At 67.9% G+C, this 14,732-nt stretch carries 16 protein-coding genes; 5 read left to right on the top strand and 11 right to left on the bottom strand.

Going from position 1 to position 14,732, the window contains the following annotated elements:
* Window positions 1–1,362, top strand: a complete 1,362-nt coding sequence (gene dnaA, locus ACOTSS_RS00005; RefSeq protein WP_448689523.1) for a chromosomal replication initiator protein DnaA — start codon at window positions 1–3, stop codon at window positions 1,360–1,362.
* A gap of 237 nt (window positions 1,363–1,599) precedes the next feature.
* Here the strand turns inward: dnaA and ACOTSS_RS00010 are convergent, their stop codons facing one another.
* The 4 genes from ACOTSS_RS00010 to secB form a co-directional block, all read right to left on the bottom strand.
* A complete protein-coding gene (locus ACOTSS_RS00010) occupies window positions 1,600–2,295 on the bottom strand; it encodes a DUF4136 domain-containing protein (protein WP_448689524.1) in 696 nt (231 codons plus the stop codon).
* A 124-nt stretch (window positions 2,296–2,419) separates the two neighbouring features.
* On the bottom strand, window positions 2,420–3,436 hold the full coding sequence (gene trpS, locus ACOTSS_RS00015) for a tryptophan--tRNA ligase (RefSeq protein ID WP_448689525.1): 1,017 nt from the start codon (window positions 3,434–3,436) through the stop codon (window positions 2,420–2,422).
* 3 nt (window positions 3,437–3,439) lie between these two features.
* Window positions 3,440–5,050 (bottom strand): murein biosynthesis integral membrane protein MurJ, encoded by a 1,611-nt coding sequence (gene murJ, locus ACOTSS_RS00020; RefSeq protein ID WP_448689526.1) that lies wholly within the window; start codon window positions 5,048–5,050, stop codon window positions 3,440–3,442.
* 203 nt (window positions 5,051–5,253) lie between these two features.
* Window positions 5,254–5,769, bottom strand: a complete 516-nt coding sequence (gene secB, locus ACOTSS_RS00025; protein ID WP_095386829.1) for a protein-export chaperone SecB — start codon at window positions 5,767–5,769, stop codon at window positions 5,254–5,256.
* A 260-nt stretch (window positions 5,770–6,029) separates the two neighbouring features.
* Between secB and ACOTSS_RS00030 the strand changes: the two genes are divergently transcribed.
* The 3 genes from ACOTSS_RS00030 (at window position 6,030) to ACOTSS_RS00040 (ending at window position 8,832) form a co-directional block, all read left to right on the top strand.
* A complete protein-coding gene (locus tag ACOTSS_RS00030; RefSeq protein WP_448689527.1) occupies window positions 6,030–6,698 on the top strand; it encodes a Tim44/TimA family putative adaptor protein in 669 nt (222 codons plus the stop codon).
* 242 nt (window positions 6,699–6,940) lie between these two features.
* Complete coding sequence (gene mltA / locus ACOTSS_RS00035) at window positions 6,941–8,254, top strand: murein transglycosylase A (RefSeq protein WP_448689528.1); 1,314 nt, start codon at window positions 6,941–6,943, stop codon at window positions 8,252–8,254.
* A 2-nt stretch (window positions 8,255–8,256) separates the two neighbouring features.
* Window positions 8,257–8,832, top strand: a complete 576-nt coding sequence (locus ACOTSS_RS00040) for a Smr/MutS family protein (RefSeq protein ID WP_448689529.1) — start codon at window positions 8,257–8,259, stop codon at window positions 8,830–8,832.
* A 3-nt stretch (window positions 8,833–8,835) separates the two neighbouring features.
* Here the strand turns inward: ACOTSS_RS00040 and dapE are convergent, their stop codons facing one another.
* Window positions 8,836–9,969, bottom strand: a complete 1,134-nt coding sequence (gene dapE, locus ACOTSS_RS00045) for a succinyl-diaminopimelate desuccinylase (protein WP_448689530.1) — start codon at window positions 9,967–9,969, stop codon at window positions 8,836–8,838.
* A gap of 95 nt (window positions 9,970–10,064) precedes the next feature.
* On the opposite strand from dapE, the gene ACOTSS_RS00050 reads away from it, so the two are divergent.
* Entirely contained in the window at window positions 10,065–10,532 is a 468-nt protein-coding gene (locus ACOTSS_RS00050; RefSeq protein WP_448689531.1) for a cupin domain-containing protein, read from the top strand.
* On the opposite strand, the gene ACOTSS_RS00055 is transcribed toward ACOTSS_RS00050, so the two are convergent.
* The 6 genes from ACOTSS_RS00055 to rpmH all read right to left on the bottom strand — a co-directional run bounded on the left by ACOTSS_RS00055 (window position 10,529) and on the right by rpmH (window position 14,697).
* On the bottom strand, window positions 10,529–11,200 hold the full coding sequence (locus ACOTSS_RS00055) for a glutathione S-transferase family protein (RefSeq protein ID WP_448689532.1): 672 nt from the start codon (window positions 11,198–11,200) through the stop codon (window positions 10,529–10,531). The two genes, ACOTSS_RS00050 and ACOTSS_RS00055, sit on opposite strands and share 4 nt — an antisense overlap.
* 48 nt (window positions 11,201–11,248) lie before the next feature.
* Window positions 11,249–11,902 (bottom strand): ribosome biogenesis GTP-binding protein YihA/YsxC, encoded by a 654-nt coding sequence (gene yihA / locus ACOTSS_RS00060; protein ID WP_448689533.1) that lies wholly within the window; start codon window positions 11,900–11,902, stop codon window positions 11,249–11,251.
* A gap of 97 nt (window positions 11,903–11,999) precedes the next feature.
* Entirely contained in the window at window positions 12,000–13,757 is a 1,758-nt protein-coding gene (gene yidC / locus ACOTSS_RS00065; RefSeq protein WP_448689534.1) for a membrane protein insertase YidC, read from the bottom strand.
* 46 nt (window positions 13,758–13,803) lie between these two features.
* Window positions 13,804–14,016, bottom strand: coding sequence for a membrane protein insertion efficiency factor YidD (yidD, locus tag ACOTSS_RS00070; RefSeq protein ID WP_095386836.1), 213 nt, complete (start codon window positions 14,014–14,016; stop codon window positions 13,804–13,806).
* 166 nt (window positions 14,017–14,182) lie between these two features.
* Complete coding sequence (rnpA, locus tag ACOTSS_RS00075; protein WP_448689535.1) at window positions 14,183–14,521, bottom strand: ribonuclease P protein component; 339 nt, start codon at window positions 14,519–14,521, stop codon at window positions 14,183–14,185.
* A 41-nt stretch (window positions 14,522–14,562) separates the two neighbouring features.
* A complete protein-coding gene (gene rpmH / locus ACOTSS_RS00080; protein ID WP_448689536.1) occupies window positions 14,563–14,697 on the bottom strand; it encodes a 50S ribosomal protein L34 in 135 nt (44 codons plus the stop codon).
* Window positions 14,698–14,732: the final 35 nt, after the last annotated feature.

A 14,732-nucleotide genomic window follows, 5' to 3' on the forward strand; every position in this document is an offset into this window, starting at 1 on the left:
ATGAGCGGCGACGCCGCGACGCTCTGGCCGCGTGTCGCCGAAGGGCTGCGCCGCGACCTCGGCGTCCGTACCTTCGACCATTGGCTGAAGCCCGTGCGTTTCGCCGACTATTGCTCGCTGTCGGGGGTGGTGACCCTCGAAACCGCGAGCCGCTTTTCGGCCAACTGGATCAACGAGCGATTCGGCGACCGGCTCGAGCTCGCGTGGCGGCACCATCTGCCCGCGGTGCGCTCGGTGCTCGTCCGCGCGGGCACCGCGGCCCCCGAACGCGGCGCCGCGACCCTGACCGCGCCGCCGTTGCCGAGCTTCAACCCGCCCGCCGCGTTCGCGCCGGCGGCTCCGTCGCCTTTCGATGCCAAGCTCAGCTTCGACCGCTTCGTCGTCGCGCGCTCGAACATCCTCGCCGCCAACGCCGCGCGCCGCATGGCGATGGCGGAGGTGCCGCAGTTCAATCCGCTCTATCTCTGCTCGGGCACCGGGCAGGGCAAGACGCATCTGCTCCACGCGATCGCGCAAAGCTATGCCGCGATCGAGCCGACGGCGACGATCATCCTGATGTCGGCGGAGAAGTTCATGCTCGAATTCGTCGGCGCGATGCGCGGCGGCGACATGATGGCGTTCAAGGCGCGGCTGCGCGCCGCCGACCTGCTGCTCCTCGACGATCTACAGTTCGTGATCGGCAAGAATTCGACGCAGGAAGAATTGCTCCACACGATCGACGATCTGATGACCGCGGGCAAGCGTCTCGTCGTCACCGCCGACCGCCCGCCCGCGATGCTGGACGGGGTCGAGGCGCGGCTGCTGTCGCGGCTGTCGGGCGGGCTCGTCGCCGACATCGAGGCGCCCGAGGACGACCTGCGCGAACGCATCATCCGCCAGCGGCTGGCCGCGATGCCGATGGTCGAGGTTCCGGACGACGTCGTCGCCTATCTGGTCAAGCATTTCACCCGCAACATCCGCGAGCTCGAAGGCGCGCTCAACAAGCTGCTTGCCTATGCCGCGCTCACCGGCGCGCGTATCGACCTGACGCTCGCCGAGGACAGGCTTGCGGAAAATGTGCGCAGCGCCCGCCCGCGGATCACGATCGACGAGATTCAGCGCGCGGTCTGCGCCCATTACCGGCTCGACAAGGCCGAGATGGCGTCGAAGCGCCGCGTCCGCGCGGTCGCCCGCCCGCGCCAGATCGCCATGTATCTGGCGAAGGAACTGACCCCGCGCTCCTATCCCGAGATCGGGCGTCGCTTCGGCGGGCGCGACCATTCGACGGTGATTCACGCCGTGCGCACGGTCGAGGCGCTGCGCGTCAGCGACAGCGAACTCGACGCCGAAATCGCGGCGATCCGGCGGAGCCTGAACAGCTGATTGGGGCGGGGGGAGTTGCCATCTCTCCCACTTTCGTCATCCCGGGCTTGACCCGGGATCCGCCTTTTCTTTCAAGATGGGCAGACCCCGGATCAAGTCCGGGGTGACGATGATGGAAAGGTCCACAATCGATCGCTGCCGGCCATTTCCGTTCGAGATGCGCGCGCGGTACCCGCTCATCAAAAAGGCCCGCCGTCCGTAGGGAGGGCGGGCCTTTCTCGATTCGATGCGCGGGCGTCAGCCCTTTTCGGGCGGCGCCACCGTGATGCGGACCTTTTCGCCCGAATTGCCGGGGAAGCCGGTGAACATCGCCTGGATCAGGTTGGGGACGATGTCGACGAGGTCGTTGTCGCGCGACTGCGCCTCGGCGCGGCCTTCGAACAGGCGGTAGCCGTCCGCGGCGCGGTCGATGCGCAGGCTGAGGTCGCTCGTGTAGACGGTGTAGCTCGACACGTCGCTGCCGCCCCAGCCGGGGCCGAAACCGCCCCACATGAAGGGGTCGTAATAGCCGGCGATATAGCGGCGCCCGTGGCGCCCGCGCACGATGACGGGGCGATAGAAGCCGCGGCCGTACCAGCCGCCGTACCAGGGATCGCCGAAGCCCGGCGTGCTCACCACGCGCTCGCGGCCCTTGTCGATGCCATAGTCCATATGGACGACGAGGTCGGCCTTTTCGCCCGGCGCGACCGGGCGATAGCCGTAACGGGTCAGCTCGCCCGCGACGAGATTGGCGTACTGGCCGAATTCGATCCCGCCCTCGAGCGCGGGATTGCCCGCCTCGACGGCGAAGCTCTGGCCCTGCGGCGCCGGAAGCTGCGTCTGGAAGCGTGCGACATCGGCCTTGAACGGGGTCGCGCAGCCCGCGAGCGCCAATGCGGCGCCGGTCATCGCGGCGAGGCCGAGGCGCCTGAAGTTGATCTTGCTCATTGTCATGCTCCGTGATTCGGTGCGCACTATGACCTGCGCTTTATACCATGACTACGCCAATGCGACTTAACCTTGGTTGAACCCGGTTCGTCGCAGCTTTGTTCCCCGCCGGTTCCGGTTCCGCACCGCATCAGCGGCACAGGCCCAGCACATCATAAGTGGCATCGAGCGTCGGTTTTGCAAGAGCGCGCGCCTTCGCGGCGCCCTTGTCGAGGATCGCGTCGAGCGCCGCATGATCGTCCTTGAGCGCCACGAAGCGCGCATTGATCGGCGCGAGCCTCTCGACCAGCAGTTCGCCGAGCGCCGGCTTGAACGCGCCGAAGCCCTGCCCCGCATAGTCGGCGAGCACCGCGTCGACGCTGATGTCGGCGAGCGTCGCATAGATGCCGACGAGGTTGCGCGCCTCGGCCCTCCCTTCGAGCCCTGCCGCCTCCGACGGCAGCACCTCGGGGTCGGTCCGCGCCTTCTTCACCTTCTGCATCATCGTGTCGGCGTCGTCGGTCAGGTTGATCCGGCTCATGTCGGAGGGGTCGGACTTCGACATCTTCGCCGACCCGTCGCGCAGGCTCATGATCCGGGCCGCGCCCGTCGGGATGATCGGCTCGGGCAGGGTGAAGACCGGCGCTTCGGGGGTCGCATAGTCGTTGTTGAACTTCTGCGCGATGTCGCGCGCGAGCTCCAGATGCTGCTTCTGGTCCTCGCCCACCGGCACGTGCGTCGCCTGATAGAGCAGCACATCGGCCGCCTGCAGCACCGGATAGGTGTAGAGCGCGGCCGACGCGCTCTCGCGGTTCTTGCCCGATTTGTCCTTGAACTGCGTCATCCGGTTGAGCCAGCCGAGCCGCGCGGTGCCGTTCAAGAGCCATTGCATCTCGGCATGCGCGGGGACGCGCGCCTGGTTGAACAGCGTCGATCGGTCGGGATCGATGCCGCAGGCGACGAGCGCCGCGGTCATCGCGCGCGTATTGGCGGTCAGGTCGGCCGGCACATGCGGCATCGAGATGGCGTGAAGGTCGGCGAGGAAGAAGAGGCAGTCGCCGCCCTGGGCCGCCGCATTGTCCTGCATCCGCACCCAGTTGCGGATCGCGCCCAGATAATTGCCGAGGTGCAAATTTCCGGTGGGCTGGATGCCCGATACGATCCGCATGGTCTACTCCTGTGTCGGCGCCGCTCCACCGCGCGCGCGCCGCCGCGTCAGCATGGCGAGCAGATCCTTGTCAAGCGCGCCGACGAGGAAGGCGGCGGTAAAGAAGGCCGCGCCGCCCGCCGCGACCAGCGCGATGAGCGACCAGGCGCGCTCGAACGCCGCTCCGCCATAATGGTCCGCGAGCAGCGGCATCATCCACCACAATAGCGCCGCCATCGCCGCGACCGCGACCAGCTGGCGCGCGATGCGGCCCGCGAGCCGCGCGGTGAAGTGGAACCAGCCGCGGCGGTGGAGGATGGTGTAGAGCAGGAGGCAGTTGATGCTCGCCGACGCCGCGGTCGCCCCGGCAAGCCCGACGATACCATAATGTTCGACGACATAGAGGTTGATCGCGATGTTGATGATCAGCGACGCGAGCGCGGTCCACACCGGCGTTTTCGTATCCTCGCGCGCGAAGAAGCCGGGGTTCAATATCTTGACGATCACATAGGCCGGCAGCCCGGCGACGAGTGCGACGACGATGTTCGCCATGATCGCGCCGTCGGCGGCGGTGAACTTGCCCCCAACGAAAAAGGCGGCGGTGAAGGCGGGGGCGCAGATCGCGAGCGCCGCGGCGGCGGGCAGCGTCAGCAGCGTCGCCATCTCGAAGGCGTTGCTCTGCAATCGCTGCGCCTCGGCGGCGTCGCCCGAATGGATGTGGCGCGATAGCATCGGCAGGATCGCGGTGCCGAGCGCGATGCCGACGATGCCGAGCGGCATCTGGTTCAATCGGTCGGCGAGCTTGAGCAAGGTCAGCGACCCCTGCGGCAGCGACGTCGCGAAGAAAGTGTCGACGAACTGGCTGACCTGATAGATTCCGGCGCCGAAGGTCGCGGGCAGGATCAGCATCCCCAGCTTGCGCACCTCGGGGGTGAAGCGCGGCAGGCGCCAGTGCAGCCGGAGCCCGGCGCGGCGCACCGCCCAGAGCAGATAGGCGAGCTGCGCGACCCCCGCGAGGCTGACCGATACGGCGAGCGCGATCGCGACGATGCGGTCGTCATGGCTGTCGCCGCGCAGCCACCAGCCGGCGATGATCCCCGAAATCAGCAGGATGTTGAGCAGCACCGGGGCGAAGGCGCCGGGCGCGAAGCGCGAGCGCGCGTTGAGCAGCCCCGACAGCATCGCGACGAGGCTGATCAGCCCCAGATAGGGAAAGGTCAGCCGGCTGAGGAAGACCGCGAGGTCGAACTTGCCCGGCACCTCCTGAAAGTCGCGCGCGAGCAGCCAGACGATCCCCGGCATGACGATCATCATCACCGCGGAAAAGCCGAGCAGCACCCACAGGAACACCGCGAGCACGTCGTCGGCGAAGCGCGCCGCCGCTTCCTCGCCGCGCGTCTCGTCTTCCGCACCGTGCAGCGCGCGGCTGTACATCGGCACGAAGGCGACCGAAAAGGCGCCCTCGGCGAACAGCCGGCGAAAGGTGTTGGGCAAAGTGAAGGCGAGCTGGAAGGCATCGGCCGCGAGCCCCGCGCCGAGCACGCGCGCGAGCAGCATGTCGCGCACGAAGCCGAAGATGCGGCTGACCAGCGTCAGCCCGCCGATCGTCCCGACGCTCTTGACCAGGCTGGTCACGCCCTGACCCCCTCTTCTTCAGAGGAGGGGCAGCGAGACTTGCGAGCTTGCTCGCTAGTCGCAGCGGGGTGGTGGATGCCGATCTTGCGCGGGATGGAAAAGCACCACCCCGCTGCGACTAGGCTCGGCTTCGCCGAACCAAGTCTCGCTGCCCCTCCTCTGAAGAGGAGGGGGAAGGTCGGGCTTCCCCCCAAAGGCGTGCCTCAGGCCTCGCCGACCGGCGCAGGAATCTCGCCCTGGCCTTCGCCCTGCGCCTGCAACTGCTGCATGAACAGGCCGTGGAAATCGATCGGTTCGAGCAGCAGCGGCGGGAAACCGCCGTCGCGCACGGCGTCGGCGACGACGCGGCGCGCGAAGGGGAACAGGATGCGCGGCGCTTCGGCGAGGAAGAAAGGCTGGAGCTGGTCGTCGGGCACGTTGCGGACCCCGAACAGGCCGGCATATTTGAGATCGATGACGAAGAGGGTGCCTTCGTCGGCCTTCGAGGTCACGTCGATCTTCAGCGCGACCTCATAGAGATTCTCGCCGACGCCCTCGGCGCTGATGTTGAACTGGACGTCCATCTGCGGCGCGGACTGCCACTGATAGGCGGCGGGCGCGTTCGGATTCTCGAACGACAGATCCTTCACATATTGCGAGATCAGGCCGATCGCCGGGCTGTTGTCCTCACCGTTGGTCAGGGTTTCGGGCGTGAATTCGGGGGTGGTTTCGTCGGCCATGATTGCACTTTCGCTGGAAACTCGAAGGACGGGAACCCGCACCGACCGGGCGGCGCGCGTCGCTCGCGGGCGCGCTTAGCAGCGGTGCGCGGCCAGCACAATGGGGCTGCCCGTCGCGGCCGTGGCACGGATCGCCGCAACCGCCGGGGGTCCCAGGCGTTGACCTGTCGCGGAGCCGGGGCCAAGGGAGATTTGAAACATGGCGGTGCATCGCCTATGTTGACACCGAAACCTATCCTCGCCGCATTGGACGTTTGCCCGTGACCGCATTTTCGATTGTCCTGCTCGCCATGATCGCCGCCTTTCTGGGCATGCGGCTCTATTCGGTGCTCGGCAAGCGCACCGGGCACGAGCAGGAGCCGGTGCTGCCCCGCCGCGACGAGCGCGCCGCGCCCGCTCCGATGCGCCTCGACGACGCCGATGCGCTGCCCGCGCCGCAGGGATCGGCGGCCGATCCGTCGAAGCTCGTCTACGAACCCGCAGCCGAAGCCGGGCTGCGCAGCCTGCTCGCGAGCGACCGCCATTTCGACGCAGGCCGCTTCATGGAAGGCGCCGAGGCGGCGTACAGGATGATTCTCGAGGCCTATTGGTCGGGCGACCGCGACACGCTGCGCGACCTGTGCGACGACGACAGCTATCAGGCCTTCGCCGATGCGATCGACGCGCGCGAGGCGCGCGGCGAGCGGCTCGACAACCGCCTCGTCGGCATCGATTCGGCAAAGATCACCGCGGTCGCGGTCCATCGCGGCGAAGCGCGCATCACCGTCCGCTACCAGGCCGACATCAGCGCGGTGACCCGCGATGCCGAGGATCGGATGATCGCAGGGTCGATGAGCGACGCGGCGCAGACCGACGATCTGTGGACCTTCCGCCGCACGATCGGCAGCAACGACCCCAATTGGGTGCTCGACGAAGCCGAATCGGCCTGACGTCCGTGCCGAGACGCCCCGGCGGCTTCCGGCGCTGGCTGGCACCTGCCCGCGTACAGGTCTTCCATTGGTTCACGCGGAGACGCGGAGGCGCGGAAATGTCGCATTTGTCGCGAAGCGGCTTCCTCCATCCCGCGTCGCGCAATGCCGCAGTCCTTGATAGGGGAAAGGACCTTGCGGTCCGGGATTCTCTCTCCGCGTCGCCGCGCCTCCGCGTGAACCCGATAAAGCGGCGGTCGCTGATGCCCGCTTACGCTTTGTGCGCCGCGCTGCCTTTGCTCTCGGCCTGCGCATCGGTGATTCCCGATGCCGCCGCCCCTGCGTCGCCGTCGACCAGTGCGCCCGGCCCCGCGCCGGCGCCGGCGCACACGCCCGGCGCGTCGACGCGGCCCTATACGCCGCGCCCGTCGACCGCATCGGACGCTGCGGCGCAGCCGATCCCGGCGACACCCAACCCGCCGCTCGCCGCGCCCGCGCCGCCAGCCGGCGCGACCACCGCCGCCGAAGCGGGTGTCGTCCTCGGCCCCGAGTATAATGAACTCGGCATCAAGCCCGAACAGGCCATCGCCGCGCTCAAGGCCTTCCGCCTGAGCTGCCCGTCGGTCCAGCGCCGTCCCGACGCGAGCGGCCTCACCCAGCCCGCCGAATGGGCCGAAAGCTGCGCCGCGGCGGGCGCCTGGCCCGATCGCGACGCGGGCAATTTCTTCAGCCGCTATTTCGGCACGGTGCAGGTCGGCGCCGGCACCGCCTTCGTCACCGGCTATTTCGAACCCGAGATCGCGGCCTCGCGGACGAAGCAGCCCGGCTATGACGTCCCCATCTATCGCCGTCCCGCCGATCTGGTCGACGTCGATCTCGGCCTGTTTTCGGACGCGCTTCAGGGCAAGAAGATTCGCGGCCGCGTCGAGGGCAGCAATTTCGTTCCCTATTACGACCGCACGGCGATCGAGCGCGGTGCGCTCGATGGGCGCGGGCTCGAAATCGCCTGGGCGGCCGACGCCGCCGAATTTTTCTTCCTGCAGGTGCAGGGTTCGGGACGCCTCCGCCTCCCCGACGGCAGCATCATGCGCATCGGCTACGACAGCCAGAACGGCCGCGACTATGTCGGCATCGGCAAGCTGCTGCGCGACCGCGGCGAGCTCCAGCCGGGGCAGGCGTCGATGCAGGGCATCCTCGATTATCTGCGCGCCAACCCGGTGCGCGGCGCGGCGGTGATGAACGAGAATCCGAGCTGGGTCTTCTTCCGCGAGCTTACCGGCCCCGGGCCGCTCGGCGCGCTGGGCGTGCCGGTGACCGGGCATGTCAGCCTCGCGGCCGATCCCAAATATGTGCCGCTCGGCGCCCCTGTCTTCCTCTCGCTCGACCGCGCCGAACCGAACGGGTTGTGGATCGCGCAGGACACCGGCGGCGCGATCAAGGGCGCCAACCGCTTCGACAGCTTCTGGGGCGCGGGCGACCGTGCGCGCGCCCTTGCTGGCGGCATGTCGGCGCGCGGCTCGGCGCTCCTGCTGCTGCCGCGCGCCAGCGTCGCGCGGCTGGCGCCGCAAGGCGTCTGACGATGCCGCGCCGGCTCGACCCCGACGAAGCCGCGCTCTGGAAGAAGGTCGCGGCGACGGTGCGACCCCTGCCCAAGGGGCCGGCCACGATCCCGCCGGTGTCGCCGCCGACCGTGCGCCCACCCAAGCCCGCACCGCGCGGCGTCGCGGCCGCTCCCGCCGTCCCGATGCGCACATCTCCGCTGCCGCCGCCCCGCCGCACCCACCAGACGGCGACGCTCGACGGCCATTGGGACCGGCGGCTCCGCAAGGGTCATGTCCGCCCCGACATGAGCATCGACCTCCACGGCCACACGCTCGCCTCGGCGCAGGCGCTGCTCGACGAGGCGATCGGTCGTGCGCTGGTTCGCGGCGCGCGCGTGCTGCTCGTCGTCGCGGGGCGGTTGCGCCCGGGCGCCGACCGCCTGCCGCAGATGCACGGGGAACCGCGCCCGCGCGGCGCGATCCGCGCCTCGCTCGCCGACTGGCTCGCCGCGTCGCCCCACGCCGACCGGATCGTCGCGCTCCGTCCCGCGCACATCAGCCATGGCGGCGCCGGCGCGGTCTATGTGATCCTGCGGCGCGAGCGCGAGGATTAGGGTTTAGAGGAAGGCCCGCATCAGGATCCCGCGATAGATGGCGGTCAGCGTGCGCAGATCCTCCACCGCGACCGCCTCGTCGAGCTTGTGCATCGTCGCGTTGGTCAGCCCGAACTCGACCACGGGGCACAGCGCGTGGAGGAAGCGCGCATCCGATGTGCCGCCCGTCGTCGACATCTCGGGCATCGCGTCGGTTTCGGCGTGGATCGCCTCGGCGATCAGCGCCGACAGCTCGCCCGGCGGGGTCAGGAAGGCTTCGCCCGAAATCTTGCCGACCACCTTCGCCGCGGGCTCGACGTCGTGCGCGATGCGCTCGATCATCTGAACCAGCTCGGCGCCCTTCTGCTGGTCGTTGAAACGGATCGACAGCCGCGCCCGTGCCGAGGCGGGGATGACGTTGGTCGCGCCGTTGCCGACCTCGATGTCGGTGAATTCGATGTTCGACGGCTGGAACCACGCCGTCCCCTCGTCGAGCGTCACCGTGTCGATCGCGGCGAGAATCCGGACCAGCTTGGGGATCGGATTGTCGGCAAGGTGTGGGTAGGCGACATGGCCCTGCGTCCCCGGCACATCGATCCAGATATTGACCGACCCGCGCCGCCCGATCTTCACCATGTCGCCAAGCCGTTGCACCGAGGTCGGCTCGCCGACGAGGATCATGTCGGGGCGGATGCCGCGCGCGTCCATATGCTCCATCAGCGCGCGGGTGCCGAACACCGCGGGCCCCTCCTCGTCGCCGGTGATGATCAGGCTGATCGTTCCCGCGTCGGCCGGCGTCGCCGCCGCCGCGGCGACAAAGGCGGCGATCGCGCCCTTCATGTCGACCGCGCCGCGTCCGTAGAGCAGCTCGCCGCGCACTTGCGGATCGAAGGCGTCGCCCGTCCAGCCGACGCCCGGCGGTACGACGTCGAGATGCCCGGCAAAGCCGAAATGCTTGCGATTCTTACCCGTCCGAACCGCGAGCAGATTCTCGACCGGCCCGTCGGGCTCGATCCCGTCGATGAAGCGCTCGACGGTGAAGCCGAGCGGCGCCAGCGCCGCCTCGAGCACGTCGAACACCGCGCCGGTCGCGGGGGTGACGCTGGGCGCGGCGATCAGCGCCTTCGCAAGGTCGAGCGGGTCGATGCCATGGGTCATGCCGCTCCCTTACCCCTTTGCGCCGCGTCAAGTCGAGGCTTTGCATCGCGCCGCTTTTTGTGCGAAACAAAGGAGGAACAAAGAAAGCGACTGCCATGCCCAAGCTCGACCTCGACGCGATTCCCCAGACCAACGCCACCGGCTATCCCGCGCCCTTCGACCAGGCCGTCGCGGGTCGCTGGTACCGCCGCCTCGCCCCCGCGACCGGTCTTGTCGATTTCGCCGCGAGCCATGTCGTGCTCAAGCCCGGTGCCTGGTCGTCGCAGCGCCACTGGCACGACGGCGAGGACGAGATGCTGGTGATGATCGCGGGCGAGGCGGTGCTGATCGAGGACGACGGCCGCACCCCGATGCGCCCCGGCGACATCGCGGTCTGGCCCAAGGGTAGCACCAACGGCCATCATCTGGTCAACGAATCGGACGCCGACTGCGTGTTCGTGGCGCTCGGCGGCGGCAAGAAATACGATATCGGCGGCGGCTATTCGGACATCGACATGCTGTTCACGCCCGACGGCTATACGCGAAAGGACGGCACGCCCTATCCGGTGAAGCGGATTCCCTAGCCCTCCACCGGGCCCTCGAACGCCTCGATCACCCAATCTTCGGCCTGCGCGCCGCCGATCCATTCCTGCATGTGCGGGTGGCTGATCACCGCCTGGCAATAGGGCAGGGCGAACCGCGGAAGCGGGATCGAGTAAGTGATGAAGCGGGTGACGACGGGCGCGAACATCATGTCGGCGGCCGACCAGTCGCCGAACAGATAGTCGCCCTCGCCGCCGAAGCGCGCCCGCGCCTCGGCCCAGATCTGCATGATGCGCACGACGTCGGCTTGCACGTCGGGGGCAAGCTCGGTCGCAGGATAGATGCGGCGGATGTTCATGCTATGGCTGCGGCGCAGCGCTGCGAAGCTCGAATGCATCTCGGCCGCCATCGACCGCGCCATCGCGCGCGCCGCCATGTCTTCGGGCCAATATCCGCGCGTGCCGCCGGTCTTCTCGTTCAGATAGTCGATGATGGCGAGGCTGTCCCAGACGACGATGTCGTCGCCGTCCCACAGGATCGGCACCTTGCCGCCTGACGGCGCGAACTCGTCGCCCTCGCGCCGGTTCGACCAGTCCTCGTCATAGAGCGGGACGGTGACCTCTTCGAACGGCAGCCCGCTATGCTTGGCGGCGAGCCAGCCGCGCAGGCTCCAGCTCGAATAGGCCTTGTTGCCGAGGAAGAGTTTCATGCGACGTCCTTTTGTCCCTCTCCCGCTTGCGGGAGGGGAGAGGTTTCGTCAACTCTCGACCGCCTCCAGCACCGCGGTCCTCAGCTCGGCGATCCCCAGGCCCTTTTCGCTGCTCGTCGCGATGACCTCGGGATGCGCGGCGGGGTGTTTGCGCGCCTCGGCCTCGGTCGCGGCGTGCACCGCGGCGAGGTCGCTCGCCTTGATCTTGTCCGCCTTGGTGAGAACGAGGCGATAGCTGACCGCCGCGATGTCGAGCATCTCGAGCACCTCGCGGTCGACGTCCTTGATCCCGTGGCGGCTGTCGATCAGCACCAAAGTGCGTTTCAAGACCTGCCGCCCGCGCAGATAGTCGTTGACCAGAAAGCGCCATTTCCGGACGACATCCTTCGGCGCCTTGGCGAAGCCGTAGCCCGGCATATCGACGAGCCGGAACGCCAGCGGCGATCCGACGTCGAAATAGTTGAGCTCCTGCGTCCGCCCCGGCGTCACCGAGGTGCGCGCGAGTCCGTTGCGGTTCGTCAGCGCGTTGAGCAGCGACGATTTGCCGACGTTCGAGCGCCCGGCAAAGGCGATCTCGGGCACGCTCGGCGCCGGAAGATGCTGGAGCGCGGGCGCCGATTTCAGGAAGGCGATCGGCCCCGCGAACAGCTTGCGCGCGCGCTCGGGACGGTCGGCGCCGTTTTCCTCATCCACCGTCGTCATCCCCGCGCAAGCAGGGACCCGGCGGGTGCCGCCGGAGTCCGCGCTTTCACGCTCTGGGTTCCCGCGTTCGCGGGAATGACGAGGAAGGGGGAAGGGCTCACTTCACCGGCGCCGCTTTGAGCTGCGGGAACTTCCTGTACATCCACTGCTGCTGCGCGATCGACAGGCAGTTGTTGGTGATCCAGTAGAGCAGCAGCCCCGCCGCGAACGGCGCCATGATGAACATGAACAGCCACGGCATGATCTTGAACACCTGCTGCTGCACCGGGTCGGTGGCCTGCGGGTTCAGGCGGAACTGCAGGAACATGGTGATGCCCAGGATCAGCGCCAGCACTCCGATGCCGAGGAAGGAGGGCGGCGTGAAGGGCAGCGTCCCGAACAGGTTCAGGATATGCGCGGGGTCGGGCGCCGACAAATCCTTGATCCACAGGATGAACGGCTGGTGCCGCATCTCGATCGTCAGCATCAGCACCTTGTAGAGCGCATAGAAGATCGGGATCTGGAGCAGGATCGGCAGGCAGCCGGCGAGCGGATTGATCTTCTCTTCCTTATAGAGCTTCATCAACTCCTGTTGCTGCTTGGGCTTGTCGTCCTTGTAGCGTTCCTGCAGCGCCTTCATCTTCGGCTGGACGAGGCGCATCTGCGCCATCGAGTGGAACTGCCGCTGCGCGATCGGGAACATCGCCGCGCGGATGATCACCGTCAGCAGCATGATCGCGACCCCGAAGTTGCCGACCTGCTTGAACAGCCAGTCGAGCAGCTTGAAGATCGGGATTTCGAAGAAATCGAACCAGCCCCAGTCGATCGCGTGCGACAGGCGGGTGATGCCCAGCTTGTCGGTATAGGTTTCGAGGACGCCGACTTCCTTCGCGCCCGCGAAAATGCGGCTCGTCGTCGTCAGCTGGCGACCCGGCGCGACCGCCGCATATTTGCGTGCGAAGAGCGCTTGGTAATTGTCGGCGCTCGGCGCGCTCAGCGAGGCGTCGACGCGCTCGCCACGGGCAGGAACGATCGCGGCGAGCCAATATTTGTCGGTGAAGCCGAGCCAGGCCGCGCTGTCATATTTGACCGCGCCGCTCTCATCGAGGTCCTTGTAGTTGACGTCGAGGATCGACTTGCCGCCGAGGAAGCCGGTCGGGCCGATATGGATCGTCCAGCTGCTCTGCTCGTGCGGGTCGGTCGGCTTGCCGTGGCGGTCGATCAGCGCATAGCTGCTCGCGGTCACCGGCGCGGTGCCGGTGTTGGCGATCGTCTGCTTCGCGGTGATCAGATAATGGTCGTCGATGCTATATTCGATGCGGAAGGTCTGGCCGGTGCCGTTCGCCCAGCTCAGGGTGACCGGCGTCGCGGGGGTCAGCTTCGCGCCGGTCGCGGTCCACACCGTGGTCGCGCCCGGCACCGCGATGCCCTGCGCCGACCAGCCGAGGCTCGCGAAATAGGCGGCCTTGGTCCCGCCCGGTGCGAACAGCCGCACCGGCGGGGCGTTCTTCTCGATCGTCTGGCGATATTTGGTCAGCGTGATGTCGTCGATGCGCGCGCCGACGAGGTTGATCGAGCCCGACAGGGCGGGCGTCTCGATCGGGATGCGCTGGCCTTCGGCGAGCACCGCCTCGACCGGGCGGATCGCCTGCGGCGCCGGGGCGGCGGGCGCTGCGGCGCCGGGGGCCGGCAGGCCGCTCGGCTGGCCCTGTGTCGGCGGGGTCGCCGCGGGCGCCGTGCCGTCGGTCCCGGCGACCGTCGTGGTCACGTCGGGCTTGGCGGGCGTCGGAAAGAAACGGTCGGCGACGAAATTCCAACCCAGCAGGATGGCCACCGACAACAGGATTGCCGCGATCAGGTTACGCTTGTCGTCCACGCTTTTCGGTCTCTCTTCGTCTCAAAAATGTCGGGATTGCCGGCCGTCACGGAACCGGGTCATAGCCATGCCCGCCCCAGGGATGGCAGCGCAATAGCCGCTTTGTCGCCAGCCAGCCACCCTTGATCGCACCATGACGCTGCAAGGCGGTGATCGCATATTCGCTGCACGACGGCGCATAGCGGCACGTCGGCGGCAATATTCGCGACGGGCCGAGCTGCCAGCCGCGCGCGATCAGGATAAGGAGGCGGGCGATCATCCGGAAAGCCCCGAAAACTGCCGAACTTCACACGCGATTGGGGTTTTCGCGCTGTCCTTGCAATCATCGTCACCCCGGACTTGATCCGGGGTCCCGCTTTTCCACGTTGCCGAGCGGGACCCCGGATCAAGTCCGGGGTGACGGCAACTGGAAACGCTCACGCTGCTCATTTCGCCAGCTTCTTCGCGGCGCGCTTCAGCGCCGAATCGAGCTGCTCGCCGAGCTCGGCGAAGACGATATCGTTGCCGCCGGGGCGGCCGATCAGCACATGGTCGGCGCCCGCGATCCCCGATTCGGGCAGCGCCGCGCGCGCGAGTTCGCGCAGCCGGCGCTTCATCCGGTTGCGGGTGACGGCATTGCCGACCTTCTTGCTGACGGTATAGCCGATGCCGACGCCCTCGTCCGCGTCGCCGCGCGGGCGCACGAGCAGGACGAAGCCGGGCATGGGAAAGCGAAGGCCGCGATTCGCGGCCAGAAATTCGCTGCGTTTGTTAAGGGTTCGCACCAGCCCCAGCTCCTTTTGGGCTGGTGCCGAAGCGCCGGCGCTTAGGCCGACAGCTTCTTGCGGCCGCGTGCGCGGCGGGTTGCCAGGACCTTGCGGCCGCCGACGGTGGCCTTGCGGGCGCGGAAGCCGTGACGGCGCTTGCGCACGAGGCGGCTCGGTTGATAGGTGCGCTTCATCGCGGTTTTCCCTAGATCTCGTCAAATGCTGCAAC

This window comes from Sphingopyxis sp. NJF-3, from assembly GCF_053514865.1.